Here is a 23,855-nt window from a genome sequence, read left to right on the forward strand (position 1 = left end):
AGTTCAGGCGGTTCACGTCGATCGGGTCAGCTCTGCGGCTCGGCGAGCCACTGGCGGATGATGGCGGCGGCTTCGCCCGGGTTGCGGTCGGCCAGCTCGCCCACCCGGTGGACGGACTGAGCGTGGACCTGGCCCTGGACCTGGGCGACGTCGATCATGTTGGCGGTCTGCTGGGCGTGAGCGGCTGCCTGGATGGTTTCGTCAGTGAGGGCCGGCAGGCCGCCGCCCGGGGCGGCGATCTCCTCGCTGGCGATGATCTTCTTCACCAGCGGCCGCACCACCATGAACACGACCACGATGCCGAGCAGCATCATCACCGCGAGCTCGATGACGTACATGACGTCATCCTTGGTGAAGTGGAGCATGCCGAGGAAGCCGGTGGGCTCGTTGATCTGCGGCACGGCGGGAGCGTCGGCGAATTTCAGGTTGACCACCTCGACCTGGTCGCCGCGCTTCTGGTCGAAGCCGATGGCGGAGCGGACCAGTGCGGCGATGCGGTCGAGCTCGTCCTTGCTGCGCTCTTGATAGACCAGCTCGCCCTTTTCGTTCTTCGAATAGGCTCCGTCGACCAGAACCGCGACCGAGATGCGGTTGACCCGTCCGGCCTCGGTGACTTCGGTCTTGGTGGTCCGGGAGATCTCGTAATTGTTGGTCTCTTCGGTCTTCTTGCTCTGGTCCCGCGGCTGTTGCGGCGGCGCGTTCTGCTGGTTGCCCGGCAGCTCGTTGTTGACCGTGACCTGGCCGTTGTTCTCGTTGGTCGCCGACTGCTCTTCGCGGGTCTGGCTCGAGCGCAGCACGCGGCCTTCCGGATCGTAGCGGTCGGAGGTCTGGGTGATGCGGTTGTAGTCGAAGTCGGCGGACAGCTGGACGCGGGCGCGGCCCGCTCCGACCACCGAGGAGACGATGTCCTCGACCTGCTTGCGCATCCGCTTCTCGAAGGCGTTGCGGCGCTCGTCGCCGACCTGCTGGTCGATGTCGGTCTGGGTGCCGTCGGCAAGCAGCTGGCCGGCCTCGTCGACGATCGACACCCGCTGCGGCTTCAGGCCGTTGACGGCGGAGGCGACGAGGTGGCGGATGGCGCGGATCTGCGCCGGCTCGAGGGTGCCGCGCACGCGCACGACGATCGAGGCGGACGGCTCCGGGGTCTCGCGCGAGAACAGCGGCCGCTCCGGCAGGACGAGATGGACGCGCGCCGCCTGGACACGGTCGATGGCGCGGATGGTGCGGGCGAGCTCGCCCTCGAGCGCGCGGAGATGGTTGATGTTCTGGACGAAGCTCGTGGTGCCCAGCGCGTCCGACTTGTCGAAGATCTCGTAGCCGACGCCGCCGCCCTTGGGCAGGCCGCCCTCGGCGAGCTTCATGCGCAGCCGGGTCACCTTGTCCTTGGGCACCAGGATCACGCTGCCTTCATTGCGCATCTCGAAGGGAATGCCCTGCCGCTCCAGATCCTTGATGATGCTGGAGGAGTCTTCCATCGTCAGGTCGGTGAAGAGGGTGGTCATCTGCGGCGCGGTCACGCGCATGATGACGAAGCCGAAGAAGCCGATTAAGGCAGCGGTGACTGCGATCATGGCGGTGAGCCGCGCGGCGCCCAAACCCTTCAGGAAGTCCAAGAGACCTTGCAAGCAACTGCCCCATAGTTCGGCATTCGACGGGTGGCCGCTGAAAGGTGATTTGAGCTTCGCGGGCCTTTACGGCCGGTTGCATCGATCGCGAAATTCAATCCTTAACCTTCACCAGCACCCGCATTCCAGGTGGCGATCCGATGTCAGCCGCTGCCCCGCCATTCGCGGGACGGGGCGCGGAGGTTGAATCGAACCACTGGGCAATTATTGCCTATGGGAAGGTTTCGATATGGTTAACGGTGGTTAAAGGGTCCTAACAAAGTGTAGACATGCAAAAAATCGGCTTGGCAGGGCCAAGCCGATTTTCGAAGAAATCCCGTCGCGTCGGCAACGATCTATTGGCGATATTGCTGAATTCGGGTGGTGCGCAGGCCGGCGAGACCGTGCTGGTCGATCGAGAACTGCCACGACAGGAATTCGTCGACGGTCAGGGTGTAGCGGCTGCACGCTTCCTCGAGGGACAGCAAGCCGCCGCGAACGGCGGCAACGACTTCAGCCTTCCGGCGAATGACCCACCTCTTGGTGCCTGGCGCAGGCAAATCCGCGATGGTGAGTGGGCTGCCGTCAGGCCCGATGACGTATTTCACCCTCGGGCGATGGGGTTCTGTCATGGCGTACTCACAAACTCTTAACCACTGAACTCACGGTAAGACCCTACGCCGCCTCGCTTAAAATTTGCCTAAGCCGAGGGCGCGAATCCGGCGTTGCGCGCGAACGCCGCCACTTCCGGTGGCGCTGCGCCCCGGGAGCGGAATCGTGGTGAATGATTGGTTAAGAATTTCCGGCGCTTACGCTGACAGGTCGCCACGGCGGCTGAGCTTGATGTTCAAGCTCTGCTGCAGGCGCATCCGCGGTCTCAGGAGCCGGTTGCGGGCCTTGGGGGCTAGCCGACGATCTGCCGGATCTGGTTGACCGTGTAGGTCTGGCCGCCGATCGTCAGCAATGGCGGCTGCTGGGTCAGGTCGACCGAGGACACCGCGCCCTGGACCTGGGTCTTGATCGCAACCGGATTGCCGTTGGTGGCGTCGGTCGCCACCGTCGTGATCTTGTACTGTCCATCCGGCCATTGCGTGCCGTCATTGCCCTGACCATTCCAGCTGTAGGTCTGGTTGTCACCGGCGTTGGCCGTATATTTGCCGGTGAAGACGGTCTGCCCGGCCTTGTTGATGATGTTGACCGTCAGATTGCAGTTCTTGGGGATGGTGAGGCCCCAGCTCGCCTTTCCACTGGACAGGCTGGTGGTGTCGCCGGCGACGACCGCGGTCTTGCCGACGAAGGCCAGCGCCTGGGTCGCCTGTGCCGTCTGCTGCATCGTGAGCAGCGATGCGAGCTGATCGTTGGTCTTGAGCTGCTGCTCGACGCCGGCGAACTGCACGAGCTGCTGGGTGAACTGATTGGTGTCCAGCGGATCCAGCGGATTCTGGTTCTGCAGCTGCGTCGTCAGCAGCGTCAGGAAGGTCTGGAAGTTGCCTGCAATCGTCGAGCCTGCGCTCGAGCCGAGGCTGTTGTTGCCGGTTGACGAATTGGTGTTGGTCGTGCCCGAGACTGGTGGGCTTGACGTGATCGCGTCGCCGATTGCCATGGAAGCCTCCTATTAAACCCTGATATCCACGCCGCCTTGCGCGCCGAACATCCGTCCATAGGACCGTCCGGCGAGCTGGACCGGGACGTTTTCGTCCTCGGTCACGATCAGGCGTTGTGGGTTGCCATTCTGTTGATAATCGCCGCCATTCTGGCCGGACGAGTTCTGGTCGCGCAGCGAGAACTGCAATCCGCTGTTGTTGCTCTTGAGGCCGGCGTCCTGCAGCGCCTGCTGGAGCTGCGGCGCCGTCTGCTGCAGCATCGCCAGCGTCTCCGGCTTCTCGACCCGCAGATGCGAGGTCACCTGGCCGTTGCGGTCGACGTCGATGCGGACGTCGATGCGGCCGAGCTCGGCCGGATCCAGTCGGATCTCGAAGCGGCTCTTGCCGTTGAGCGCGGAGGCCGCGATCTCGACGGCAAGCCCATGAAGCGGCACAGCGGCCGCCGTGGCGGCCGTCGCGGTCAGGTTGGCCGAGGTGATCTGGTTGGTCGATGCGGCCGGCGTCGACAGCTGGGGCTGCACGGCGGCCGTGGTCTGTGCGCTCGGATCGGGCGCCGGCGCGTTGGTCTGGCTGGTCGTCGGCGCGGCGTTGCGATCATGTGAGGCCGGTGCCTGCAAATTGCCGTTCGCCTTCCCGTCGCCGGCCTCGACGGAGTCCGGCTTGGCTGCAACAGCGGGCTGTTGCGCGAGCGCGCCCTGGCCCGGCTGCTGAGTGGACTGGACATTGCCATTGCCCGGTTCGGTGACCTTGCCGGCTGCGCCGTCGGCGAGCCCCGTCTTGGTCTGGGTGCCCGGCTTGCCCGTCGTCTTGGTGCTGCCGGGAACGGCCGCATCGAGCGCGGCGGTGAAGGTCTGATCGGCAGATGCGGCAGCGTCGCCGGAGGCCGCCGCTGCCGTCTCGGGCGCCGTCGCGGTTGATCCGGCTCCGTCGACATCCTTGGCCGCCCCGGTGGATTTGGCTGCGGCCGCCAGCAGACCTGCCGCGGCATCGACCGAGCCCTGCGGGCCAACACCGGCCACTCCGACGGGCGCGGTCGCGCCGGGCGCATTGGTTTTGCCGTCGCCGCCCGCCGTGCCATCGCCGGTGGCGGGGTTGGCGAGGGTGATGTCGGGCTGGATGACGACGGCGACCGGCGTCGGCACGGCCACGGTCTGCTCGGCTATAGCGGTCGTCGCAGCGCTCGCATCCGTGCTGGCCTGATCGCCGTCCTTCTTGTCGCCCGTCTTGCCGTCGCTGGTCTTTCCGTCGGCGGTCCCGGCCGCATCGGTCTTGGTCGGCGTGCCGGTGGTTGCGTCGGCCGTGGTATCGGGACCGCTGGCGTCGGCGCCCGCAGTGCTGCCGTCGGCCTTGTCCGCCGGCTTGTCCTGCGACTTGGCCTGGGTGGTGCGATCGGCGTCGCCGGCCCGCGCCGGCTCGCGGCTCGGGGTGGAAGCGCTGCCGGCGCGCGGTGACGGCGACGCGGAGGTGGGCGGCGACGCTGTCGACGGATCCGGAGTCGCGGCGTCGACCAGCGCCGAGAAGCTGTCGGACGGCTGCGGAGCGTCCTGACGGGACTGTCTCGGCGCCGTGGTCTTGAGAACCGTGCCTGCCTGGATGTCTGACGTGACGCTGAACACCTTGGACCCTCTCGCGATGAACTCGACCAAGCAGTTCAGCAAGGAGCGGGCCAAGCCGGTGCCACTGAAAATAGTCAATAAATTCAATTTCTTATGGAATCGATCGCGGCGCGGATCCCCCGCCGCGCCCTCGCCATTTCTGCCCGGCCGGCAAGATTTGCCGCCGGCATCTGCGACCGGCGCAATTGCTTCGCAGGAAGTGCGCCTATATTAGAGACAGATGCTTTCGTGTTGTTTCCGATCAGGACATCCTGTCCGGAGATCGCCCGAAGCAAGCCATCCGCAAAGACGGCGCATGCGAGGCGTTCCCGCCGGGAACCCGTTGCCTGACGCCGCGATCGCAGTGACCGGATCATGCTCAACAGTCTCGATCTCGAAGGCCGTCCTGAAGACACCAGGGTCGTCGTCGCCATGTCCGGCGGCGTGGACTCCTCGGTGACGGCCGCGCTGCTGAAGTCGGAAGGCTACGACGTCGTCGGCATCACCCTGCAGCTCTACGATCACGGCGCGGCGACGCACCGCAAGGGCGCGTGCTGCGCCGGCCAGGACATCCACGATGCACGCAACGTCGCCGAGCGCCTCGGCATCCCGCATTACGTGCTGGACTACGAAGACCGCTTCCGCGAGTCGGTGATCGACAATTTCGCCGCCAGCTACGCTTCGGGCGAAACGCCGGTGCCGTGCATCGAGTGCAACCGCGCCATCAAGTTCGGCGATCTCCTGAAGACCGCGCGCGAGCTCGGCGCCTCCGTGCTCGCTACCGGCCACTACGTCGCCTCGCGGCGGCTGGCGGACGGATCGCGCGCGCTCACTTGCGCGGCGGACAGCGATCGCGACCAGAGCTACTTCCTGTTCGCGACCACGCGCGAGCAGCTCGATTATCTGCGCTTTCCGCTCGGCGATATGACCAAGCCGGAGGTGCGCGAGCTCGCGCGCCGCTTCGGACTGGAGGTCGCCGACAAGCACGACAGTCAGGACATCTGCTTCGTGCCGACCGGCCGCTACACCGACATCATCGGCAAGCTGCGCCCGAACGCGATGGAGCCGGGCGAGATCGTCGATCTCAATGGCCGCGTTCTCGGCGTGCATCAGGGCATCGCGAACTACACGATCGGTCAGCGCAAGGGCCTCGGCATCGCTGCCGGCGCGCCGCTCTACGTCGTCAAGCTGGACGTCGCCACCCGCCGCGTCGTGGTCGGCCCGCGCGAGGCGCTGCGCACGCATCGCATCACGCTGCGCGAGGTCAACTGGATCGGTGACGGCGCGCTCGACGCCGCCGCGCGCGAGGGCCTCGAATTGTTCGTGCGGGTGCGCTCGACGCGGCCGCCGCAGCCGGCTTGGCTGCGCGGTGCGGACGGCCGTTACGAGGTCGAGCTCGTCGCCGGCGAAGAGGGCGTCTCGCCGGGCCAGGCCTGCGTGTTCTACGATGCCGCGTCCGGCCGCGCCCGCGTGCTCGGTGGCGGCTTCATCCAGAGCGCTGTTGCGGAAAGCAGCAGCTTGGGCGGCAACGTGATCAGGCCGCAGCGCGTGGCCGAGCCGGTCCGCGGCTGATCAGCATCCATCATTCAGGGCAGGGGCATGGGGGACATCGACCGCGCGGGGGTCGAAAAGGCCTATGAGCGCTGGGCGCCGATCTACGATCTGGTGTTCGGCAAGGTCTTCGATCAGGGCCGCCAATCGACCATCGCGGAGGCCGATCGCATCGGCGGCCGCATTCTCGACGTCGGCGTCGGCACCGGTCTGTCCTTGTCGGACTATGCCCGGACCACGAAGATCTGCGGCGTCGATATCTCCGAGCCGATGCTGCGGCGGGCGCAGGCCCGCGTGCGCGAGCTGAAGCTCCTCAATGTCGAGACGCTCGCGGTGATGGATGCCAAGCATCTCGCGTTTCCCGACAATTTCTTCGACGCGGTGGTCGCGCAATACGTCATCACCGCGGTGCCGGATCCCGAAGCGACGCTCGATGATTTCATCCGCGTGCTGAAGCCGGGCGGCGAGCTGATCCTGGTCAACCATATCGGCGCCGAGAGCGGCCCGCGCCGCATCTTCGAGCTCGCCTTCGCGCCGATCGCGCGCCGGCTCGGTTGGCGGCCGGAGTTCCCCTGGGCCCGACTGGTGAACTGGGCTGCAAAGCATGGCGGCGTCACGCTGGCCGAGCGCCGGCCGATGCCACCGCTCGGACACTTCTCGCTCATTCGCTACCGCAAGGGCTGACCGCCAGATCCTCTGGCCGTGCGCTTTGCCACGCCATCCGCGCGGAACGCGAACGCGGGGTTTGCGTTGCCCCGCCATGAGCATCAGGCAATCCTTGTTCCTCTCCTTCGCACTGGTCTCGGCCGCGGCTGCGGCCCACGCCCAGGCGCCGCCGACGGCGGCCACACCTCCGCAGGCGACGGCGCCGGCCCCCGACGCGAATGCCGCCTGTGCGCCGAATGCCCGCGCGACGGCGACGCCCGACGGCATCACCACCGGCAGTGCCGGCGAGCCGCTCGGCGACAAGCTGGCGAAGACCAACGGTGTGTTGTGTCCGCCGAGCGGGGTCGATCCGGAGATGCACGCGCCGACCCCGGAGGGCGGCACGACGCCGGTGATCCCGCCGCCCGGCAGCCCCGGCGGCAATCCGAACGTGCAGCCGAAATGAGCCTCTTGTGATCTGCATTGTCGAGCCGTCGCTCTTGGCGCACATGTCGGCCTGCGGCCCTCGACGACCGGCGGATACATGCGCAAGGCCTTGGAGAGTCGTCCGGAAATCCCCTGGTGTGAAAACCGCTGCTGCCCGCGAGCTTTGCTTGACAGGGGCGGAGACGCCTCCTTATATGCCGCCCGTTCACAAGGCCCGGCGCCCGCTTCGACCGGTCTTGCCTTGATCGAACATCGTGGCGGGGTAGCTCAGCTGGTTAGAGCACGGGAATCATAATCCTGGGGTCGGGGGTTCGAGTCCCTCCCCCGCTACCACGCGTGACCCACTATTGTAGCTGCCGTCTGGGAACACTCCTTTCCCGAGTAAAGCAGCTAGCTTTCCCTTCACTTCGATCTCAAATCCTTCCCTGGGTCCCTTCGGGTAAATCGTGACGCTGTGCACGAGAGCCCGGAAATCGTCGATGAGCGTGCCTCGGTCGTCCTCGGCAATGGCGTGGTCCGCCAAGGTTTCCGCTAGCGCATCGACGGTTGCGACATATCGGTCCAAGGTTGCCGGGTGAAGGGCAACCGGAACAGGCGCTTCCTCGAGCGCGGCCAGTTCCGCCTCTACCCGCTCTCGCTCCTCTTTGAGCTCGGCGATGCGTTGCCGAGCGTCGTCCTCCGAAATGACGTATCGGACGACAAGATCGATGTTGCGCTGCCGCTCGCCCTCGATCCGATCGCGCTTCGCCTCCAGGCGCGTGCGTGTTGCGGCGGCGTCTCCGGCAAGGCGCTCTCGTTCACGATTATAGTTGCGCACATAGGTCTCGATCAGCCGAGGATCCTTCAGTTCTTCGGCCATGCCGCTGAGGACCAGATTTTCGACGTCGCGAAGGTACAAGATTCTGCGGTTCGAACAGCTGCCGCTTTCGCGCACGGCCGAGCAGCGGACGCGGGTCTTGCCCGTTTTGTCCCGGTCATGCACCGACAGGCCGGATCCGCAGCAACCGCAGCGAAGAAGTCCGGAAAGCAGATGTGGCGTTCGGCGCTTGACGTGGCTGGCGAGACGGCTCTTCTGCGACTTCAACAGATGAGCCTGTTCCCAAATGGACTGTTCGACGATCCGCAAATGGGGGGCTTCGATGCGCTGCCACTCGTCCGGCGGATTGGGCCGAGACAGCCGCTTTCCGGTGTCGGGATCTTTGACCATCCGGACCTTGTTCCAGACGATGCGACCCGCATACAGCTCATTGAAAATGAGGCCGTTCCCGCGCTGCGCGTTGCCGTTGATCGTCGATGCATTCCACCGCGGGCCTCGCGGCGGACGAATTTCCTCGCGATTGAGATCCCGCGCAATGTCGCGAGGTGTTCGTCCGTCGGCATAAGCGGCGAAGATGCGCCGAACGACGGCGGCCTCCTGCTCGACGATTTCGAGCTCGCCGGGTTTGCCGGCGACCGCACGATAGCCATAGGCGCGCCCGCCAGCGTGGCGGCCATCGCGTATCACGCCGGCCATACCGCGCCGGACTTTCTTCGCGCCATCCTCGCGTTGCATCTGTCCGACGAGACCGCGAATCCCTATCAGGATGGAGTCTGCCGTGCCGTCATGCACCGCTTGGATCTGGATCCCCTGAAAGGACAGCCTCTTGTGAATTCCGGCGAGATCCTCCATGTCGCGCGAGAGCCGATCCAACGCCTCCACGACTACGACATCGAATGTGTGCAGGCGTGCAGCATCCATCAGCTGCATCAAGCCATCGCGTCCAAAAACCGAGGCCCCAGACCGGGCCTTGTCCTCGAACGTAGCGACGACTGAGAGCTGATGACGCGCCGCATAGGTCCGACACAAAGCGATCTGATCTTCAGTCGATCTTTCGCTTTGGAGCTCGGTCGAGAATCTGGCGTAAATGGCTGCGCGCTTCATCATGAACACCATTGCTGCGGCACCGAGAGTTGACCGCATCAAGATGGCATTTTGTCAGCGGCTCTCTTTCCCGCAGATGATCGCGCCTCGCATCGGCAATCGCAAGCGCTTCAACGAATTTGGCCAGGGCATTGTCAGTTTCGGCAACACAGCCTGTTGCCCGATGCGATCCCTGTCCGGTCTTTTGTCGCGCCATCTCAACAGGATGCTGCGCGGGGAGAGCCGAGGCGAGATCGGGGAACGATGAAGCGTAGCATTGGATAGAATCGAGAACAGAAACGTCGTTTGGATGCGGATCGCTTTGACCTTGGGCACTGTGCCTGCCGTCGGCACAGTCAAAAGAGGGGTGTCCGGAAACGGAAGAGGATCGGAGACGCGCTCGCCGTTTAGGATGCGCTGGCGAAGGAAAGGGTCCGGGATCGAAAGTGGGCGGTGTATGAAGTGAGGATACGAGAGCACGAGTCTTTACGTTCTGCGGCCGGTTGAAGGATCGGAAATCGAGCTCACCGCGGCTTCCTCGAATCGACCTTCCGCACGCCATCCGGCTGGATCTGCGATCCATCGGTTTATATCGGATTCATGCCAGCCCGAACCGTTGCTGCTGATTTTGAGCTGGGCCGGGAACGTGCCCTCGGCGATCTTGCGGTAGATTGTGGACCGGGACAGCCCGGTCCTGGTGAGGATGGTCTTCAACCTGATGATCTGGTTCGCGCATGGCCGTGATGCCCTTCGCTGGTCGATTCTGAGGTGTTGTGAGACCAGAGAGGCCAAACAGATGCAGGCGGACAATAAGAGTTCGCGCGTTGCCAAGCGTGGCGTAGAGCCGGCGGCAAACGGGATGGGTCAAATTCCAAGGCTTCGGCCTCTGCCGAGATCGATGCCATGGACGAAGGCCAGATCCTGGCCGAGCCGGCGGCCTGATTCGAATGCAATGCCGAGATCGTTCTTGCGACCGGCGAGAATGGATTCCAATTGCGGGTCGCGTTCGAGACTTTTCGCCATGTCGCCCATCGCGGACCGCGTGGCCTTGTAACCGGACATGTCCCCGGCCTGATATTGTCGCTGACTGGTGTGCTCGAGCTTCTGCCAGCGCTCTACGAAGCGATCGGCGCGGCGGCTCGGATCGGTGCGCAGTTCAGTCTCGAGCTGGAGCGCGCGGATGGCGCGGTTGAGGCGTCCGCCAGCGGCCTCGCGGGCCAGCTCGGGGTTCTTCTTGTAGGCGGCCTCAGCGTCGTGGGAGCCATAGGGGCGCACCTTTTCGAAGGCCTGGCGGGCGGTCTGTAGCTCTTTGACCTGTTCGGGGCTCGCTCTGCCGCCCATCTCATGCGCTGCGAAGATCGCATCCACGGCGCGAGCATGGCGCACCAGCGCTCGGGTCCGCACACGACGGGCTTCCGCTTCGGGATCTTGCGCCACGGTCCTTGCCGGCACTTCGGCTTCGCGCCGGTCGGCTGCCGTGCCGCTGTTTTCTTTTTCGGGGGATCCCCGCTCGGGCCGTCGTCCGCCATCCCGGTCGAGCACCTCTCCAGAAACGCTAAGGCCGTCGAACATGCCGCGCAGCGTCTCTGGCACGGCCTTGCGCACGATCTCGGCCACGCGCTCGCGGAACGTGATCCCGCGCCGCTCGGCGTAGCTCTGGACGGGATCGGCACGGTCGTAATCCAAGGCCATGTCCTTCGACCGGTCGCGCGACAGAGCACGGTTGAGCCGATCCGCATCGGTAAAATCGTTGCGGCCATAATGCAGGTCCACGCTGTCGCGATGCCGCGACAGTGCGACATAGCTGCTGTGGGCGTCCATGCCGGGCGTTGCCAGTACATGGACCCGGTCGACCGTCATACCCTGCGCCTTGTGGATCGTCGCGGCATAACCGTGGTCGATCCGGTTGTAATCCTTGAGGTCAAAGCGCACGGACCGGCCATCGTCGATCTGCACGGTCATGGATTGCGCGCTGACCAGTTCAATGGTCCCGAGTGTGCCGTTCTTGACACCAAGCCCACGCTCGTTCCGCAGGAACATGATGCGGTCTCCGCCGGCGAAGCTTCTCGCGCCGCGCTCGACCGTTACACCCACCTCATTGCCCAGAGCGCCGGCGGCCCGCATCCGTCCGCGCGCCGCCTCGTTCAGCGCGCGCACCTCGTCATTGGTATGGGTCAGGATGATCCGGCTCCGGTCCGGCGATACCTGCCGGTCGCGGTCCCAGCGCGCGATCAGATCGCCCCGCGCCTGCTCGCGGGTTATCGCCTCATGCACCATGCCGTTGGCCCGATAGGCTTCTAGCGCATGGCCGACCTTGCCGGTCGCCAGATTGCGCGTGGCGTCGCGCTGCCAGTCTTCGCGCTGACGGCGTATTTCGCCGATCTCCGCCCCGCCGTGACGCTCATGGATCGACCGGAAAGCTGCGCCCGCCTCGATGGCCTGCAGCTGCTGCGGATCGCCGACCAGCACGACCTTGGCGCCCGCCTCGGCAGCACGAGACATCACGCGCTCGAGCTGGCGCGTGCCGACCATGCCCGCCTCGTCGATGACGAGCACCTCGCTCGATTTGAGTAGATCACGGCCCTGCTCCCAGCCATGCTCCAGACTGGCAATCGTGCGCGACGCAATGCCCGACCCGCCTTCGAGGTTTTCTGCTGCAATGCCGGACAGCGCCACGCCCCGGACCTCGAAGCCGGCTGCTTCCCACGCCTCCCGCGCCACCCCCAGCAGCGCGCTCTTTCCTGTCCCGGCATGGCCGACCACGACGCTGAGACCGCGTCCATCCGTGACGTGCGCCAAGGCGTCAACCTGCTCGGATGACAGCACCAGGCCGCGTGCTTCCGCACGCGCCAAAGCGGCCTGGCGATCCTCGTCGCGCACCTGGTGGCGCTCCCGTTCTGCCATCAGCTCAGCGGCCCGGTGCAGGCGCCGTTCTGCTTCGATCATTCCGCGGGTGGTGAACCGATCCTCGCCGCGAGCGTCCTTGCCGAGGTCGACTAGATCTGGCGCTCCCTGCATTGCGCCCAGCACTTCATTGAACTGGTCGAGCCCGTCACTGTGCCGATGCGCAAACTTTGCGAGGTCACGGCGTGTGAAGGTCGATTGCTGTTGGGTGATCGCGTCCAGTCCAAGGGAGGGATCGGCGATGATCCTCCTGCCGTTGTTTCGCGCGATCTCGCGGTGCATCTCGGCCCGGTCAGCCTCAGCGCCCTCGCCTCCGCCTCTCCGCCCCTCAATGCGCTTGGCCGGTGCGCCGATCTGGCTTTGCGGCTCGAGCGCAATGCCCTGGGCTTCCAGGCTGCGGTGATCAATCCGCGCGTCGATGTCGAGCTCGGCCAGCCGCTCGTTGGCAATCTCCGCCCAGCGTTCGCGCCAGCGCTCGACCATCTCCGTGCGGTTCCACTCTCTCACCTTCTGACCAAAGCCGTTCTGATCGACCGAGCGCATTGTCAGCATGACATGGGCGTGCGGCTTGGGCAGGCCGTCTTCGGCCCTGTCCCAATGCACATTAAGATCGGCGATCATGCCGCGACGGACGAACTCGCTCTGAACGAAGTCCCGAGCCAGCTCAATGCCCTGCGCCTCAGTCAGTTCTCGCGGAAGGGCGAACTCGATCTCCCGGGCCAGCTGGGCGTCCTTGCGGACTTCGAATGCTTCGACATCGTTCCAGAGCCGCTCGCGGTCACTCCACGCCTCCGGCGCATTCTCCGGCAGCATCACCTCGGAATGGACGACGCCGCGCTTGGCCGAAAAATCCTGCTCACGGCCCAACCGCTCGTCGCGCAGCCGCGAGCCCGAGCGGTAGGCCGCCGATGCCACCGCGCTGCTCCCGGCCTTCCGGCCAATGACCTTGACGTGAAGATGATAGATCGCCATCGCGAGCAGAGCATCTACACAGCGAAGCGTACGTCGGCACGACGTATAAGCGCGCCCTCCCTCGAAAAAATCTCGGGAGGGATTATCCCATCTCAGCTCGTCCTGACGACCTTACGGCAAGGCGCCGCTAGCCGAGTTATCATTTCTCCGCCGACGTAGGGAGACGACAATGCGCAAACCAAGGGACTTTGATGCGGACCTGAAGGCACTCGACGACAAAGCGCACGAGCTTAAAACCCGCAAGGTGCGGCAGCTAGGCGAGCTCGTCATTGCCACGGGAGCTGACGCGCTTAGCGCAGACGAACTCGCTGGTGCGCTGATCGTGCTGGTCGAGACCAAGGAGGCCGGAAAGAGGGAGGCATGGGCCAAGCGCGGCGTCTCGTTCTTTCAAGGACGGTCGATGCGGAATGCGCCAGCAACTGACCGCGACGCTAATGTGGTTTCGACGCAACCGAGCGGCGCGCAACCGGCAACAAGCCGCAAGGGCACGGCGTGACATGCGCTCTTGGCAGATCACGCGCCGAAAGCGCACCCGCCATCTCATCGAACTCGGTGGCCTCGTCGTCAAAGCCGGTGTCGTGGAGCAAACCGGCGATGATCGCGCCATCATCTATGGCGCGCTGCTCTGGGTTGCTGACAAACTCCAAAGTGATCAGCGCGAACGGGCGCGAGCGCTATGGATGGCAGAGGGGAAGCGGGTGTTTGAGGCGGAAGCGGCGACACCAGACAAGAACGATCAAAATGGCTCAACACCAAGCAAGAGCTGAAACTCTGCCTGCCCAATCGCCAGTGTCCTTGACGCGCAATTGGCGGCTGTGCGGTGTGAGCTTGAGCCGGCGAGAGGCATGGCAGCAATGCCGCTTAGCGCTCCGGCAAGCCGGCGGCGATCATCAGCTTGATCATCCGATCGGCGGCCTGGACGAAGACCGGGCTGGTGTTCTTCATCGGCGGTGCAACGTTGAGGGCCGTCGTGCCAGGCCGCAACCTCAGGCCCTCCTGCATGGCCGCCTTCGCCTCCTCGGTCCGGCCCAACTGCTGGTAGGCCGCCGCCAGATTCATGTGCGGTCGCCCCGAGGCCGCGGTCTGCGCCGCGACGGTGGTCGGCGCATCGTTGCTCAGGCTGCATCAGGGCCACGACGGTCTGATTGGCAACGACCTCGTCACCAGCAACGTCGCCATGCTTGAACATGTCTTCAAGCCAAGTGAGGATCACGGGCTGCGCGTAACAGCTCGCGTCTCAATTATAGAACCGAGCATCCCATTCCTGGAGCTGGACAGCTAGTTTGGAAACCCCTTGAGTTTTCCCCAACGGGATTGGTGTGGAGGCAAAAGGGTGAAGGGCGTAGCGCAAGCAAGTCCGCTAGGAAGCGAAGGCGAAGAATGCGACTCCGGCGTCAACGACACCAGCACGCGCCTTGGGAGCACGTCCGCTGAACGTGTATCGAGATCAGCCTGGATCGCGATCGCGCTCAGCTTCGCAGCGGTCCTGCTCGACGGGCTTGATACCAGTTCGATCGGCGTGGCGGCTCCCGTCATCGCAGCCCACTTCATGGTCTCGCCGGCGTCGCTCACACCTGCGTTCGTGCTGACGAGCGTCGGCGCCGTGCTCGGATACCTGGCGTCCGGCCCGCTGGTCAGCCGTTGGCAGGCGCGTCCTGTCCTGATCGCAAGCGTGGCGGCGTTTGGCGTTCTCTCGCTGGCAACGCCGCTTGCGGGTTCCGTGGAGCAGCTTGCAGCGCTGCGCCTGATCACGGCTATTGGGCTCGGTGCAGCGTTGCCGTCGGCGATTGCCATTGCGACGTCGCAATGTCCGCCAAGGCTGAAGGAGACGGCTGCCGTCATCGTCGGGACCGGGCTCGCCGCCGGCGGCATCCTGGGCGGTGTGCTCGGTGCAGTCCTGACCGCGCGTTTGGGTTGGCAGTCCATCTTCATCATCGGCGGTGCCCTGCCGCTCGGACTCTCCCTCGTTCTGCTGTTTTGGTTACCCAGGCTGACCGCCGCGCGCGATCCGTTGTCGACCAATCAACGCGACCTGCACCTGGGCGGTTTGAAGCTGATCGGAGATCTGCTCGCCACTGGCGTTGCGAGCCGGACCGTCAGCCTTTGGATATTCTCCTTTCTGATCTTCGCTGACGGCTACGCACTGGTGTTCTGGCTGCCGGCGCTGCTCGTCAAGCTCGGATTCTCGACCGAATATTCGCAGCTTGGCATCAGCTTCTTCAGCGCCGGCGGCCTGGTCGCCAACGTCCTCGTGATGCTCCTCGTGAGCAGGCTTCCGATTGCGCGTATCCTGGTGTCGGCCGTGACCCTTGGGGTCATGTCTGCGGCGGGGCTTGCGGCGCACGACGTGGTCCCGCTCGGTGTCTGGCTGCTGATTGCCGGAACCGGTGCAGGTCTGATCTCCTGCAGCGTGGGGCAGTCCGCTCTCGCTGTCGCGATCTATCCCGAAGCGCTTCGCACCCACGGTGTCGGCTTCTCCGCTGCCGCCGGCCGCATCGGCTCGATCGTTGGGCCCGCGTTCGCAGGTCTCCTCGTTTCGAAGGGTGTTGCGCCGAAAGCGATCTTGCTCGCGGCCACGCTTCCCGCATTGCTTGCGATCTTCGCTCTGCTTCCGCACTTGCGGACGACGGAGCGGTCATGATGCGGCGTTTCAAATCTGGAACGCTGCTCGCCATTTTCGGACGCTGGCTGCATTTGGTGAGAGAGCTTAAGCCGTGGGGCCGGGAAGTGCCTTGTCGGAATAGGAATGACCGCTGTGGAGCATGTTGAGCTGGAAACGCCGTTTGGTCGGCTGCGCGGCGCGCGATCAGAAGGAGTGACCGCGTTTCGGAGAGTTCCGTATGCGGAAGCCCCCGTCGGCCCATTGCGCTTTGAGATGCCGTCAGTGCCGCCGCGATGGGGCGGTGTTCGCGACGCCGTCGCGGCCGGGCCGATTCCTCCGCAGAATCCGTCGCGTCTCGACGTGGTGATGGGGACCTACGACGTCGAGCAAAGCGAGGATTGTCTCCATCTGGACGTCTGGACCGGTCATGCGGCAGGCGACCGCGCTCCGGTCCTGGTGTTCATTCATGGCGGCGCCTTCATGACCGGAGGCGGATCGCTGCCTTGCTACGACGGAGGCATCCTCGCGAAGGACAATGGCCTCGTCGTTGTCAACGTCAGCTATCGGCTCGGCATTCTCGGCTTCTTCCCGCATCCCGGCCTCGGCGGTCTGAACCTCGGCCTGCACGACCAGGTCGCAGCGTTGCGCTGGATAGCACAAGCCATCAGCGTGTTCGGCGGAGATCCGCAGCGGATCACGGTGATCGGCCAATCGGCGGGCGCATTCAGCATCGCGGCCCTTGCCGGCATCGAAGCTGGATCGGGGCTGTTCAACCGGGCGATCCTGATGAGCGCGCCGGTCGGCGTCAAGCTGCGTACCGTCGAACAGTCGCGACCGGTCGCCAATGCAATCCTCGATGTTCTCGGCATCGCCGCTGACGAGGTCGACAAACTCCGAACGATCCCGATTGGTCGCGCCCTCGAGGGCTTGCGCATGCTGCAAAGGCGGCCGCCGGCGACCCCGGGAGATATCACGCCTCCCTTCATGCCGGTTCTGGATGATGCCCTCGTGCACCGCGATCCCATCGAGTCAATTCGAAGCGGCGGCGCACGGTGGTGCGACATGATGATCGGCTTGACGCGCGAGGAGTATGCCGCGTTCTCGATCTCGAATCCGTCGCTCGACGAACTGTCCGATGATGCGCTCGAGGACGTGATCCGATCCCAGGGGGACGACGACGCAAGTGCGACGCTGGCACGGCTGCGTTCCTCGCGCGTGCCTGCGACACCTCGCATGCTCCTGGGCGACTTCTACAGCGAACGGATGTTCACAAAGCAGAGCCTGGAGATCGCCGCCACGCAGTCCAGCCTCGGTCGAAAGGCCTTCACCTATCTGTTCGACTGGCAGGCGCCCGTTCCGGGCCTGGGAGCCTGCCATTGCATCGATCTTCCCTTCCTGTTTGGCAACTTCAACATCTGGCAGTCGGCTGCCATGGTCAAAGGCGCGGACCGGCGCGAAGTGCAGGACCTGAGCCGCCTCTTCAGAGGCTCGATCGCCGCGTTCGCGGCAGCGGGAGACCCGAACGCGCGCGGTCTCCCGGAATGGCCCGCCCACGCGGCGGATCAGGCGGTCCTGCATTTTGATCGCCGCATCACGGCATCGCGATACATCGCCTGACTCGAGCAGGAACGGCCGGGAGTTCTCTCAACGCCTGGCCGGTCTGGGCCTGCGCTTCTTCACGGCGCGTTGGGATTTGCGCCTCACGGCGGACGCCGGACCCGATGGCTGCGGACTATCGGACGAGCGCAGCCTGTCCTGAAGAAATTTGGCGAGACCGGCGAGGAACAAACGGCCGGCGACCGTCAGGGATCGGCGCGAAGGATAGAGCGCATAGAACGTCACCGGTGGCGGCGCCCAGTCGGGAAGCGGCAGAACGAGCCGGCCATCGAGCAGGTCGGCGTCGCACATCGGCATCGGCAGTCGCGCGAGACCGAGGCCGCGTAGCGCAGCCTGGCGAATGATGTTGAGGTTGTTGGCTGAAAAGTTGAGCTTGACGTTGATCTCCGTCGTCGCGTCGCTTGCGCCTAACAGACGCCAGCGCGCCATGAAGCCGTCGGCGCCCCATCCGACGCCCGGGAGGCCTTCGAGGTCTGCGGGGGTCGTGCGCGGGCCGAGGCGCGCCATCAGGGCGGGCGCTGCGACTAAGCGGTAAGGCGCTGTCGCGAGCTTCTGGCAGATCAATTCGGAATCCGCCAGATCTTCGCGCACAGGATGGATTGCGAGGTCGTAGTGATCGATCTTCGGGTCGAACGTCCCTTTGGTGTTGTCCAAGGTCAGGCGCACATCCGGATAGGTCTCGGCAAACTGGATGGCAAAATCGGCGACCAGAATCTCGGAGAGGACGGCCGGGCAGGAGATGCGCAGCATGCCCGAGGGGCGGTTCGTGCGGTCCTCCGCAAGCGCCTTGATCGCAACCAGCTCTTCCCTGATCTTCTGGCTCCGCTCGTAGATAGAGAGGCCGATTTCAGTCGCCGCGAAGTTGCGCGGGCCGCGATGAACGAGATGCACGCCGAGCTGACTTTCGAGGTCGCCGATCCGTCTGCTCAAGCTCGACTTCGGAATGCCTGTCTTGCGGCTCGCCGCCGACAGGCTGCCGGCCTCGATGATTTCGACGAGAAGTGTCAGGTCATCGACCGTTCCCATGAGTAATCCTCTGCGGAGATCTCAGACAGAAGTCCGGATTCGATGAGACGATCGAAAGCGGCACTCCAGCAAGCAGGTCGTCGTTCCAATCCTGGAACGTGACTGTACCGATTGCCGGACTTTTTGTCCCGCGTCCACTGCCTATGCTGTTTCACCGAACTGAACGGGGCGGTTCGAGGGACAACACGCCGGACCACGACAGCGTCTGATGTCTTGGACCTGGGCTTAGAGGACATTGGAGGGGGACTTGAGGCATCATATTCAGCCATTACTCATGGCACTGGCTTTTGCGTCGTGCGCAAGCGCGGCAGCTGTCGCGGAGGATTTGCCGGTCAAGGCAAAGCCAGCGGCCTCCGGTCAGCCATTCTTTTCGCTGATCGATGATCGCCTCACCTTCTCCTATATCCCCAAGGCGACGGACCCCGGCGTGTTCTCCAGGAATCCGGACGGGTCGCTCAACAGCACGACCGCGATGCAGGTCTACTCGTTCACGCATTTCGACATCTGGCAGTACGGTACGAACTTCCTGAACATTTCGATGTTCAAGGCGGACCATAACGATCCCGCCAGCCCCTGCACGAACGCGGGCGTCGTGGTCAATCCGGGCACCGGTGTTGCAACACCGGCCAATTGCGCGGGTGCAATCTTTTTCACCGGTCAGAGCCGTTCGACATTTGGCTGGAATGAAATCTTCGATACCAAGGCGTTCACGGTCGGCCCGCTCCGCAACATCTCCTTCGAGGTCGGTTTGGACCTGAGCACGTCGAACTACTATCGCGCCGCCGCTGCGCAGGCCGTATCGGCCGGCCTGCAGTTCCAGTTCGATCTTCCCTACAAGGGTTACGTCAACGTCGCGCCGCTCGCGACATGGATCTACATGGCACACATGGGATTCCTGCAGTGCGGTGGTGGCTTTGCCCCTCCGGGGCCCGGCGTGAGCTGTCTGCCCGACGGCAACCGGCGGTATCAGCCGACCTGGGCGATTGAAACGAACTACTACATGGACCTCGGCTTCTTACCCGAGAGCATGCGCTATTTATCCATCAGCGGCCGCGCCCAGTTGCTCGGCGCGCTCGGCCCCGAGAACAGCCCACTTCCCTATAATCCGCTGCCCGTCGCGGCGCCGGCCAACTCCATGACCAAAGTCTCACTCAACTCCGAGCCGATCCGCCTTACCTTCGATGCCTCCAAAGCGATGTGGGGCCCGAAATTCTCGCACTATCTCGATGTCTGGGTGGCCTATCGCTACTGGCAGAACAAATACGGTCTCGATCACAATGTCAGCAAGCTCTGCACGAGATCGCCAGGGGTGAGCAACAACACCTGCACCGAATCGAGTCTGTCCAGCGGCATCAGCGTGAAGTTCTAGTGCGTCGACAAAACGGGGGAGAGCGGTTTACCTGCCGCGCCTGATGCGACCGTCGTCAGCTTTTTGGCGTCGCACAGCACCGCCCGATGGGAAACGATGTTCGGAGAGGCCTTGTGCGAGGCCGCGGACAGCAAGCAGATGTCCCGCCATGGGTTCGGCACTCAACTGCTTCGGATCCAGGAATTTTCTGGCCGTCGTGATGAACAGCGTTTTGAGGTCGCTGCCTCCAAAGCACACGCAGGTCGGGTTCGTCACCGGCAATGGGACGATGGTGTCGATCTGCCCGTTCGGGCGGTAGCGTACGACGCGGCCGCCCGAGAAGAAGGCTGTCCATAACCCGCCTGCGGCATCGACGCAGGCGCCGTCCGGTCTTTCCTTCGACGTGCTATAATCTGCAAACAGGCGCCGGTTGCTGATGATACCGTCGTCGAGATCGAAGTCGAACGACCAGGTGCAGTATCGCCGCGTATCGGTGAAATAGAGCGTGCGGTTGTCCGGCGCGAACGCGATCCCATTGGTCACGATGACGTCGCCGAAGATGCGCGTCACCTGGCCGTCTCCGGTCACGCGATAGAGCGAGCCGTTCGGGCGATGCAGCTGGTTGTCCATGGTGCCGATCCACAAGCGGCCGCGCGCATCAACCCGGCCGTCGTTGAGGCGGTTGTCGAGGCCGTTTTCGACCTCGACAAACTGCTCCGGATGATCGGCCGCGCGACGGTACAGAGTCAGATCCCGTGCGAGCAGATGCGAGCCGTCCGCCGTCAGCGCCTGGCTGCCAAGGAATTGACACTCATGGGAAACAGCGTGGTGCGCGCCAGTTTCCGGATCGAACGACTGATGCAGCCTGCCGTCGATATCGATCCACCACAGCTTGCGGGTCCGGTCGCACCATAATGGCGTCTCGCCGAGGAGATCGGCGTTGGCCACCGCAATCTCGACCCGATCAGCGGAGATCGAATGAATGGTCATGTCGGAATCCCGTTCCAGCCGCGCGCGCTATCGATCTCAGCTTTTCCAGCGGGCGCATCGCCTGGACGAAGCGGCAGTTCCTTGCGCAGCAGGTCCGCGGCGTCGGCGGAAGGAACGACAACTCCACGCCGACAGCAAGCCCCGGCGTCGCGACGGATCGGACATGCCCGAGCGCGAGCGTCATGGCCTCGACCGAGGTTGACGATCCGAACACGGCCGGCGGCATCCAGTATCCGGCGTCCGTCCTATTGGGGATGCTGTCCCGCTCGTTCCGGTTGGCGGTGTAGACCGTCTTGTCCGGCTCGCCCTTCACATAGATGAGGATCGGCAGGTGCCGGCTGATGCCGATCGCGTCCATGAAGTCGAACTGGAAATGGTAGTAGCCGCCGAGAAGGTACTGATGTTGTGCTTCGACGTGCAGATCAGGACGTCGATGCCGGCCGCGTCGAGCAGGCCGTCGAGCCGGGCGGTCGAGAAGGGAATGTTGGCGCGCATGAATCGTTCTCTGCGTCGACCACCCGGGGGGCGGCAAGGTGAGGGCGATCAATTGCCGGTCCAGGAGGACAGGGCATGCGCGACACAGTTGTTGATGTGCTCGCTCAGGACGGTCCTTGCGCCCTCGATGTCGCGCCTCAGGGCGCATTCCAGCAGCGCCTTGTGCTGGTTGATCGTCTCGCTGCCGCGATAGCGCAGTGCGTAACGGAAATATTTGTCGAACACGATGGAATGCGTATGCATCAGCTCGCGCGACCCGCAACGCGAGATCAGCGCCTGGTGGAATTCGCCGTCGTAGCGCTTTCGCAACTCGGGATCGTCGCCCTCCTTCAGGATGGTGCGCTCGGTCGCGGCCAGCTTGTGATGCGCTGACACCACGCGTCCTTCCCACTCGACGTCTCCGGCGCGGAACGACTCGGCCATGGCGTGATGCTCCAGCAGGATGCGCAGCTCGGCGAGCTCGCGCAGGTTCTGGAGCGAGACCGGTGCCACCTCGAAGCCACGCTGCCCTTCGGCGACCACGAAGCCTTCGGACGCCAGGCGATTGAGGATCTCGCGCAGGGTCGAGATGCTGACGCCGTAATCCTCCTTCATCGCCTCGAGCCTGAGGCGTCCCGACGGCGTGAGCACGCCGAAAATGATGTCGGAGCGGATGCGCCGATAGCCGCTGTCGCCCGCCGACAGCGGCCGTTCCTCAAGATCCGTCATGCCTTCTGATCCCGCTCGCCCGGAGCGCCGCCCTGTGGGAGCGGGCCACTCGCCGGCATTATAGCAGAGTCGCGGCATCTGATGTCCATTGAAATCTCATATGAAATTATGATTGTCGTTTGACATCGATATTGATGTGTGTTTTCTCGATAAACAGAGGGTACGGAAAATAAGCGCTCAACCCGCCGCGTGCCCCGAAGAAACCAGGGAGGACACGATGAGCTTGTTCGCACGGGCGCTGTCTGCCGCCGCGATCTCGGTGGCGCTGACGGTCGGCGCATCTGCCGCCGATGACATTCAGGAGCGGACGATCCGGTGGGGGCACCTGAACAACACCGATCACCCCGTCAGCTTCGGCGTGCAGAAGTTCGGAGAGATCCTGCTGGCCAAGAGCGGGGGTAAGATGAGGGTCCGCGAGTTCGCGGCCTCGCAGCTCGGCAACGAATTGCAGCAGCAATCCGCGCTGCGCGGCGGCACTCAGGAGATGCTGTCGGCCTCGACCACGTCGCTTGCGACCGTCGTGCCCGAGTTCGGCCTGATCGATTTCCCGTTCCTGTTCAACACGACCGAGCAGGCCGATGCGCTCGCGACCGGCAAATTCGGCAAGGCCATGCTTGAGGGCCTGCCGTCGAAGAACCTGATCGGCCTCGGTTATTGGGGCCTTGGCTTCCGCAACGTCACCAACAGCACCCGGCCGATCACCAAGGTCGAGGACTTCGCCGGCCTGAAGCTGCGCGTCATTCCGAACCCGGTCTATCTGGAGAGTTTCAGCGCTTTCAAGGCCAATCCCGTCCCGATGGCGTTCGGCGAATTGTATTCGGCGCTGGAGACTCGCACCGTCGACGGGCAGGAGAATCCCTACACCGTCATCCTCTCCAACAAGTTCTACGAGGTGCAGAAGTACGTCTCGGCCACCAACCACACCTTCACCCTCAACATCATCCTGGTGAGCAAGACGTTCTGGGACAAGTTGTCGCCGACCGAGCAGCGCCTGATGCGCGAGGCCTATGAGGAAAGCCGCAACTATCAGAAGGAGCAGACGCGCCTCCAGACCGAAAAGGCGCTGGCGGAATTGCAGGCCAAGGGCATGCAGTACAATGCGATCGCTCCCGAGGAGACCGAGCGCATGCGCAAGGCGGTTCAACCGGTCGTGGACAAGGTCTCGGCCAATCTTCGGCCCGAGACGGTGAAGCTGTTCAACGAGGAAGTCGAGCGCATCCGCAAGGACGTAAAGTAATCGCCTCTCCATCACGATAGGCGGCGGAGCCGGCCCATGCCGGCTCACGTCCCACATCTGCTCGGACCTGACGCATGGCGCAGTTTCTCGACCTCTATTGCTCGTTTCTGAAAGCCGTCATTGCCGCGTGTCTCGCGGCCATGGTGGTGCTGGTCTTCGGCAACGTAGTGCTGCGCTATGGCTTCAACTCCGGCATCACGGTGTCCGAGGAGCTGTCGCGCTGGCTGCTGGTGTGGCTGACCTTCCTCGGAGCCATCGTCGCGCTGCGCGAGCACGCCCATCTCGGCGTCGACAGCCTGGTGCGGAAGCTGCCGGCCTCCGGCAAGCGCATCTGCTTCCTCATCAACTACGGCCTGATGCTGTTCGCCGATTGGCTGCTGCTCTCCGGCAGCTGGCGTCAGACCCTCATCAACATCGACGACCGCGCGCCGGCGACCGGTCTGTCGATGGCCATCTTCTACGCCGTCGGCGTGATCTTCGGTGTGTCGGCCGCAATTATCCTTCTCTACGACCTGTACCGGGTGATCAGCGGGCAGGCGAGCGAGGAGGACATGGTGGCGGTCAGGGAATCGGAGGAGCAGTGATGGCCTCGATCGTCTTCGCGCCCTCT

General features: G+C 64.2%; 24 protein-coding genes and 1 tRNA gene. 13 read left to right on the forward strand and 12 right to left on the reverse strand.

The genetic code is table 11. The features are described 5' to 3' along the window. Positions 1-26: 26 nt before the first annotated feature. From fliF to QW887_RS05850, 4 genes are all read right to left on the reverse strand, one after another. Positions 27-1,625, reverse strand: coding sequence for a flagellar basal-body MS-ring/collar protein FliF (gene fliF, locus QW887_RS05835; protein WP_315750101.1), 1,599 nt, complete (start codon positions 1,623-1,625; stop codon positions 27-29). Between the two features lie 335 nt (positions 1,626-1,960). After that, positions 1,961-2,236, reverse strand: coding sequence for a DUF1153 domain-containing protein (locus QW887_RS05840; protein ID WP_002714638.1), 276 nt, complete (start codon positions 2,234-2,236; stop codon positions 1,961-1,963). 272 nt (positions 2,237-2,508) lie between these two features. After that, positions 2,509-3,207, reverse strand: coding sequence for a flagellar hook capping FlgD N-terminal domain-containing protein (locus QW887_RS05845; protein ID WP_315714169.1), 699 nt, complete (start codon positions 3,205-3,207; stop codon positions 2,509-2,511). A 12-nt stretch (positions 3,208-3,219) separates the two neighbouring features. After that, complete coding sequence (locus QW887_RS05850) at positions 3,220-4,824, reverse strand: flagellar hook-length control protein FliK (RefSeq protein ID WP_316194260.1); 1,605 nt, start codon at positions 4,822-4,824, stop codon at positions 3,220-3,222. Between QW887_RS05850 and QW887_RS05855 the strand changes: the two genes are divergently transcribed. The 5 genes from QW887_RS05855 (at position 4,811) to QW887_RS05875 (ending at position 7,779) form a co-directional block, all read left to right on the forward strand. Beyond that, positions 4,811-5,038 (forward strand): hypothetical protein, encoded by a 228-nt coding sequence (locus QW887_RS05855; RefSeq protein WP_316194261.1) that lies wholly within the window; start codon positions 4,811-4,813, stop codon positions 5,036-5,038. The two genes, QW887_RS05850 and QW887_RS05855, sit on opposite strands and share 14 nt — an antisense overlap. Before the next feature lie 140 nt (positions 5,039-5,178). Next, positions 5,179-6,375 (forward strand): tRNA 2-thiouridine(34) synthase MnmA, encoded by a 1,197-nt coding sequence (gene mnmA, locus QW887_RS05860; protein ID WP_315714172.1) that lies wholly within the window; start codon positions 5,179-5,181, stop codon positions 6,373-6,375. Positions 6,376-6,402: 27 nt separating this feature from the next. Next, complete coding sequence (locus QW887_RS05865; protein ID WP_316166538.1) at positions 6,403-7,038, forward strand: class I SAM-dependent methyltransferase; 636 nt, start codon at positions 6,403-6,405, stop codon at positions 7,036-7,038. Positions 7,039-7,114: 76 nt separating this feature from the next. After that, on the forward strand, positions 7,115-7,465 hold the full coding sequence (locus QW887_RS05870; RefSeq protein ID WP_316194262.1) for a hypothetical protein: 351 nt from the start codon (positions 7,115-7,117) through the stop codon (positions 7,463-7,465). Between the two features lie 237 nt (positions 7,466-7,702). Then, positions 7,703-7,779 (forward strand) — tRNA-Met (locus QW887_RS05875). Here the strand turns inward: QW887_RS05875 and QW887_RS05880 are convergent. Continuing rightward, a complete protein-coding gene (locus tag QW887_RS05880) occupies positions 7,736-9,406 on the reverse strand; it encodes a recombinase family protein (RefSeq protein ID WP_315714387.1) in 1,671 nt (556 codons plus the stop codon). The two genes, QW887_RS05875 and QW887_RS05880, sit on opposite strands and share 44 nt — an antisense overlap. On the opposite strand from QW887_RS05880, the gene QW887_RS05885 reads away from it, so the two are divergent. After that, positions 9,351-9,614 (forward strand): hypothetical protein, encoded by a 264-nt coding sequence (locus QW887_RS05885; RefSeq protein ID WP_315707331.1) that lies wholly within the window; start codon positions 9,351-9,353, stop codon positions 9,612-9,614. The genes QW887_RS05880 and QW887_RS05885 overlap by 56 nt on opposite strands. A 218-nt stretch (positions 9,615-9,832) precedes the next feature. Here QW887_RS05885 and QW887_RS05890 read toward each other — a convergent pair whose 3' ends face one another. Both QW887_RS05890 and traA read right to left on the reverse strand, forming a co-directional pair. Continuing rightward, entirely contained in the window at positions 9,833-10,108 is a 276-nt protein-coding gene (locus tag QW887_RS05890) for a helix-turn-helix transcriptional regulator (RefSeq protein WP_315707353.1), read from the reverse strand. A gap of 102 nt (positions 10,109-10,210) precedes the next feature. Further along, entirely contained in the window at positions 10,211-13,222 is a 3,012-nt protein-coding gene (gene traA, locus QW887_RS05895) for a Ti-type conjugative transfer relaxase TraA (protein ID WP_315827668.1), read from the reverse strand. Between the two features lie 169 nt (positions 13,223-13,391). On the opposite strand from traA, the gene QW887_RS05900 reads away from it, so the two are divergent. Both QW887_RS05900 and QW887_RS05905 read left to right on the forward strand, forming a co-directional pair. Next, complete coding sequence (locus QW887_RS05900; protein ID WP_315706518.1) at positions 13,392-13,718, forward strand: conjugal transfer protein TraD; 327 nt, start codon at positions 13,392-13,394, stop codon at positions 13,716-13,718. A gap of 1 nt (position 13,719) precedes the next feature. Continuing rightward, positions 13,720-13,989 (forward strand): conjugal transfer protein TraD, encoded by a 270-nt coding sequence (locus tag QW887_RS05905; protein ID WP_315706517.1) that lies wholly within the window; start codon positions 13,720-13,722, stop codon positions 13,987-13,989. Positions 13,990-14,083: 94 nt separating this feature from the next. Here QW887_RS05905 and QW887_RS05910 read toward each other — a convergent pair whose 3' ends face one another. Further along, positions 14,084-14,281 (reverse strand): tetratricopeptide repeat protein, encoded by a 198-nt coding sequence (locus QW887_RS05910; protein ID WP_315706516.1) that lies wholly within the window; start codon positions 14,279-14,281, stop codon positions 14,084-14,086. Positions 14,282-14,555: 274 nt separating this feature from the next. On the opposite strand from QW887_RS05910, the gene QW887_RS05915 reads away from it, so the two are divergent. Together QW887_RS05915 and QW887_RS05920 are read left to right on the forward strand one after the other, a co-directional pair. Further along, positions 14,556-15,863: an MFS transporter gene (locus tag QW887_RS05915; RefSeq protein WP_315706515.1), complete on the forward strand. Its 1,308-nt coding sequence runs from the start codon at positions 14,556-14,558 to the stop codon at positions 15,861-15,863. Positions 15,864-15,968: 105 nt separating this feature from the next. After that, entirely contained in the window at positions 15,969-17,441 is a 1,473-nt protein-coding gene (locus QW887_RS05920) for a carboxylesterase/lipase family protein (protein WP_315706514.1), read from the forward strand. 27 nt (positions 17,442-17,468) lie between these two features. Here QW887_RS05920 and QW887_RS05925 read toward each other — a convergent pair whose 3' ends face one another. Next, on the reverse strand, positions 17,469-18,467 hold the full coding sequence (locus QW887_RS05925; protein WP_315706513.1) for a LysR substrate-binding domain-containing protein: 999 nt from the start codon (positions 18,465-18,467) through the stop codon (positions 17,469-17,471). Positions 18,468-18,741: 274 nt separating this feature from the next. Here QW887_RS05925 and QW887_RS05930 point away from each other — a divergent pair, with 274 nt between their 5' ends. Further along, positions 18,742-19,836 (forward strand): hypothetical protein, encoded by a 1,095-nt coding sequence (locus QW887_RS05930; RefSeq protein ID WP_315706512.1) that lies wholly within the window; start codon positions 18,742-18,744, stop codon positions 19,834-19,836. A gap of 27 nt (positions 19,837-19,863) precedes the next feature. Here QW887_RS05930 and QW887_RS05935 read toward each other — a convergent pair whose 3' ends face one another. From QW887_RS05935 to QW887_RS05945, 3 genes are read right to left on the reverse strand one after another with little or no spacing between them, the layout of a single operon-like run. Next, positions 19,864-20,805, reverse strand: a complete 942-nt coding sequence (locus tag QW887_RS05935; protein WP_315706511.1) for an SMP-30/gluconolactonase/LRE family protein — start codon at positions 20,803-20,805, stop codon at positions 19,864-19,866. Further along, on the reverse strand, positions 20,780-21,352 hold the full coding sequence (locus QW887_RS05940) for a hypothetical protein (protein WP_315706510.1): 573 nt from the start codon (positions 21,350-21,352) through the stop codon (positions 20,780-20,782). The genes QW887_RS05935 and QW887_RS05940 overlap by 26 nt, the downstream gene beginning before the upstream one ends. After that, on the reverse strand, positions 21,349-22,008 hold the full coding sequence (locus tag QW887_RS05945) for a GntR family transcriptional regulator (protein WP_315706509.1): 660 nt from the start codon (positions 22,006-22,008) through the stop codon (positions 21,349-21,351). Before QW887_RS05945 ends, QW887_RS05940 begins: the two co-directional genes overlap by 4 nt. Before the next feature lie 217 nt (positions 22,009-22,225). Here QW887_RS05945 and QW887_RS05950 point away from each other — a divergent pair, with 217 nt between their 5' ends. Together QW887_RS05950 and QW887_RS05955 are read left to right on the forward strand one after the other, a co-directional pair. Continuing rightward, positions 22,226-23,245, forward strand: a complete 1,020-nt coding sequence (locus tag QW887_RS05950; protein WP_315706508.1) for a TRAP transporter substrate-binding protein — start codon at positions 22,226-22,228, stop codon at positions 23,243-23,245. Between the two features lie 74 nt (positions 23,246-23,319). Next, complete coding sequence (locus tag QW887_RS05955) at positions 23,320-23,829, forward strand: TRAP transporter small permease (protein ID WP_315706507.1); 510 nt, start codon at positions 23,320-23,322, stop codon at positions 23,827-23,829. Positions 23,830-23,855: the final 26 nt, after the last annotated feature.

Origin of the sequence: Bradyrhizobium sp. SZCCHNRI3052, from assembly GCF_032484895.1 — a bacterium.
Taxonomy (GTDB): domain Bacteria; phylum Pseudomonadota; class Alphaproteobacteria; order Rhizobiales; family Xanthobacteraceae; genus Bradyrhizobium.

Coding starts and splice junctions, on each gene's coding strand:
- QW887_RS05840 (WP_002714638.1), bottom strand. CDS start 2,236: ATGACAGAACCCCATCGCCCGAGGGTGAAATACGTCATCGGGCCTGAC.
- QW887_RS05845 (WP_315714169.1), bottom strand. CDS start 3,207: ATGGCAATCGGCGACGCGATCACGTCAAGCCCACCAGTCTCGGGCACG.
- mnmA (WP_315714172.1), top strand. CDS start 5,179: ATGCTCAACAGTCTCGATCTCGAAGGCCGTCCTGAAGACACCAGGGTC.
- QW887_RS05865 (WP_316166538.1), top strand. CDS start 6,403: ATGGGGGACATCGACCGCGCGGGGGTCGAAAAGGCCTATGAGCGCTGG.
- QW887_RS05870 (WP_316194262.1), top strand. CDS start 7,115: ATGAGCATCAGGCAATCCTTGTTCCTCTCCTTCGCACTGGTCTCGGCC.
- QW887_RS05885 (WP_315707331.1), top strand. CDS start 9,351: ATGGCTGCGCGCTTCATCATGAACACCATTGCTGCGGCACCGAGAGTT.
- QW887_RS05880 (WP_315714387.1), bottom strand. CDS start 9,406: ATGCGGTCAACTCTCGGTGCCGCAGCAATGGTGTTCATGATGAAGCGC.
- traA (WP_315827668.1), bottom strand. CDS start 13,222: ATGGCGATCTATCATCTTCACGTCAAGGTCATTGGCCGGAAGGCCGGG.
- QW887_RS05900 (WP_315706518.1), top strand. CDS start 13,392: ATGCGCAAACCAAGGGACTTTGATGCGGACCTGAAGGCACTCGACGAC.
- QW887_RS05905 (WP_315706517.1), top strand. CDS start 13,720: ATGCGCTCTTGGCAGATCACGCGCCGAAAGCGCACCCGCCATCTCATC.
- QW887_RS05910 (WP_315706516.1), bottom strand. CDS start 14,281: ATGAATCTGGCGGCGGCCTACCAGCAGTTGGGCCGGACCGAGGAGGCG.
- QW887_RS05920 (WP_315706514.1), top strand. CDS start 15,969: ATGACCGCTGTGGAGCATGTTGAGCTGGAAACGCCGTTTGGTCGGCTG.
- QW887_RS05925 (WP_315706513.1), bottom strand. CDS start 18,467: ATGGGAACGGTCGATGACCTGACACTTCTCGTCGAAATCATCGAGGCC.
- QW887_RS05930 (WP_315706512.1), top strand. CDS start 18,742: ATGGCACTGGCTTTTGCGTCGTGCGCAAGCGCGGCAGCTGTCGCGGAG.
- QW887_RS05935 (WP_315706511.1), bottom strand. CDS start 20,805: ATGACCATTCATTCGATCTCCGCTGATCGGGTCGAGATTGCGGTGGCC.
- QW887_RS05945 (WP_315706509.1), bottom strand. CDS start 22,008: ATGACGGATCTTGAGGAACGGCCGCTGTCGGCGGGCGACAGCGGCTAT.
- QW887_RS05950 (WP_315706508.1), top strand. CDS start 22,226: ATGAGCTTGTTCGCACGGGCGCTGTCTGCCGCCGCGATCTCGGTGGCG.
- QW887_RS05955 (WP_315706507.1), top strand. CDS start 23,320: ATGGCGCAGTTTCTCGACCTCTATTGCTCGTTTCTGAAAGCCGTCATT.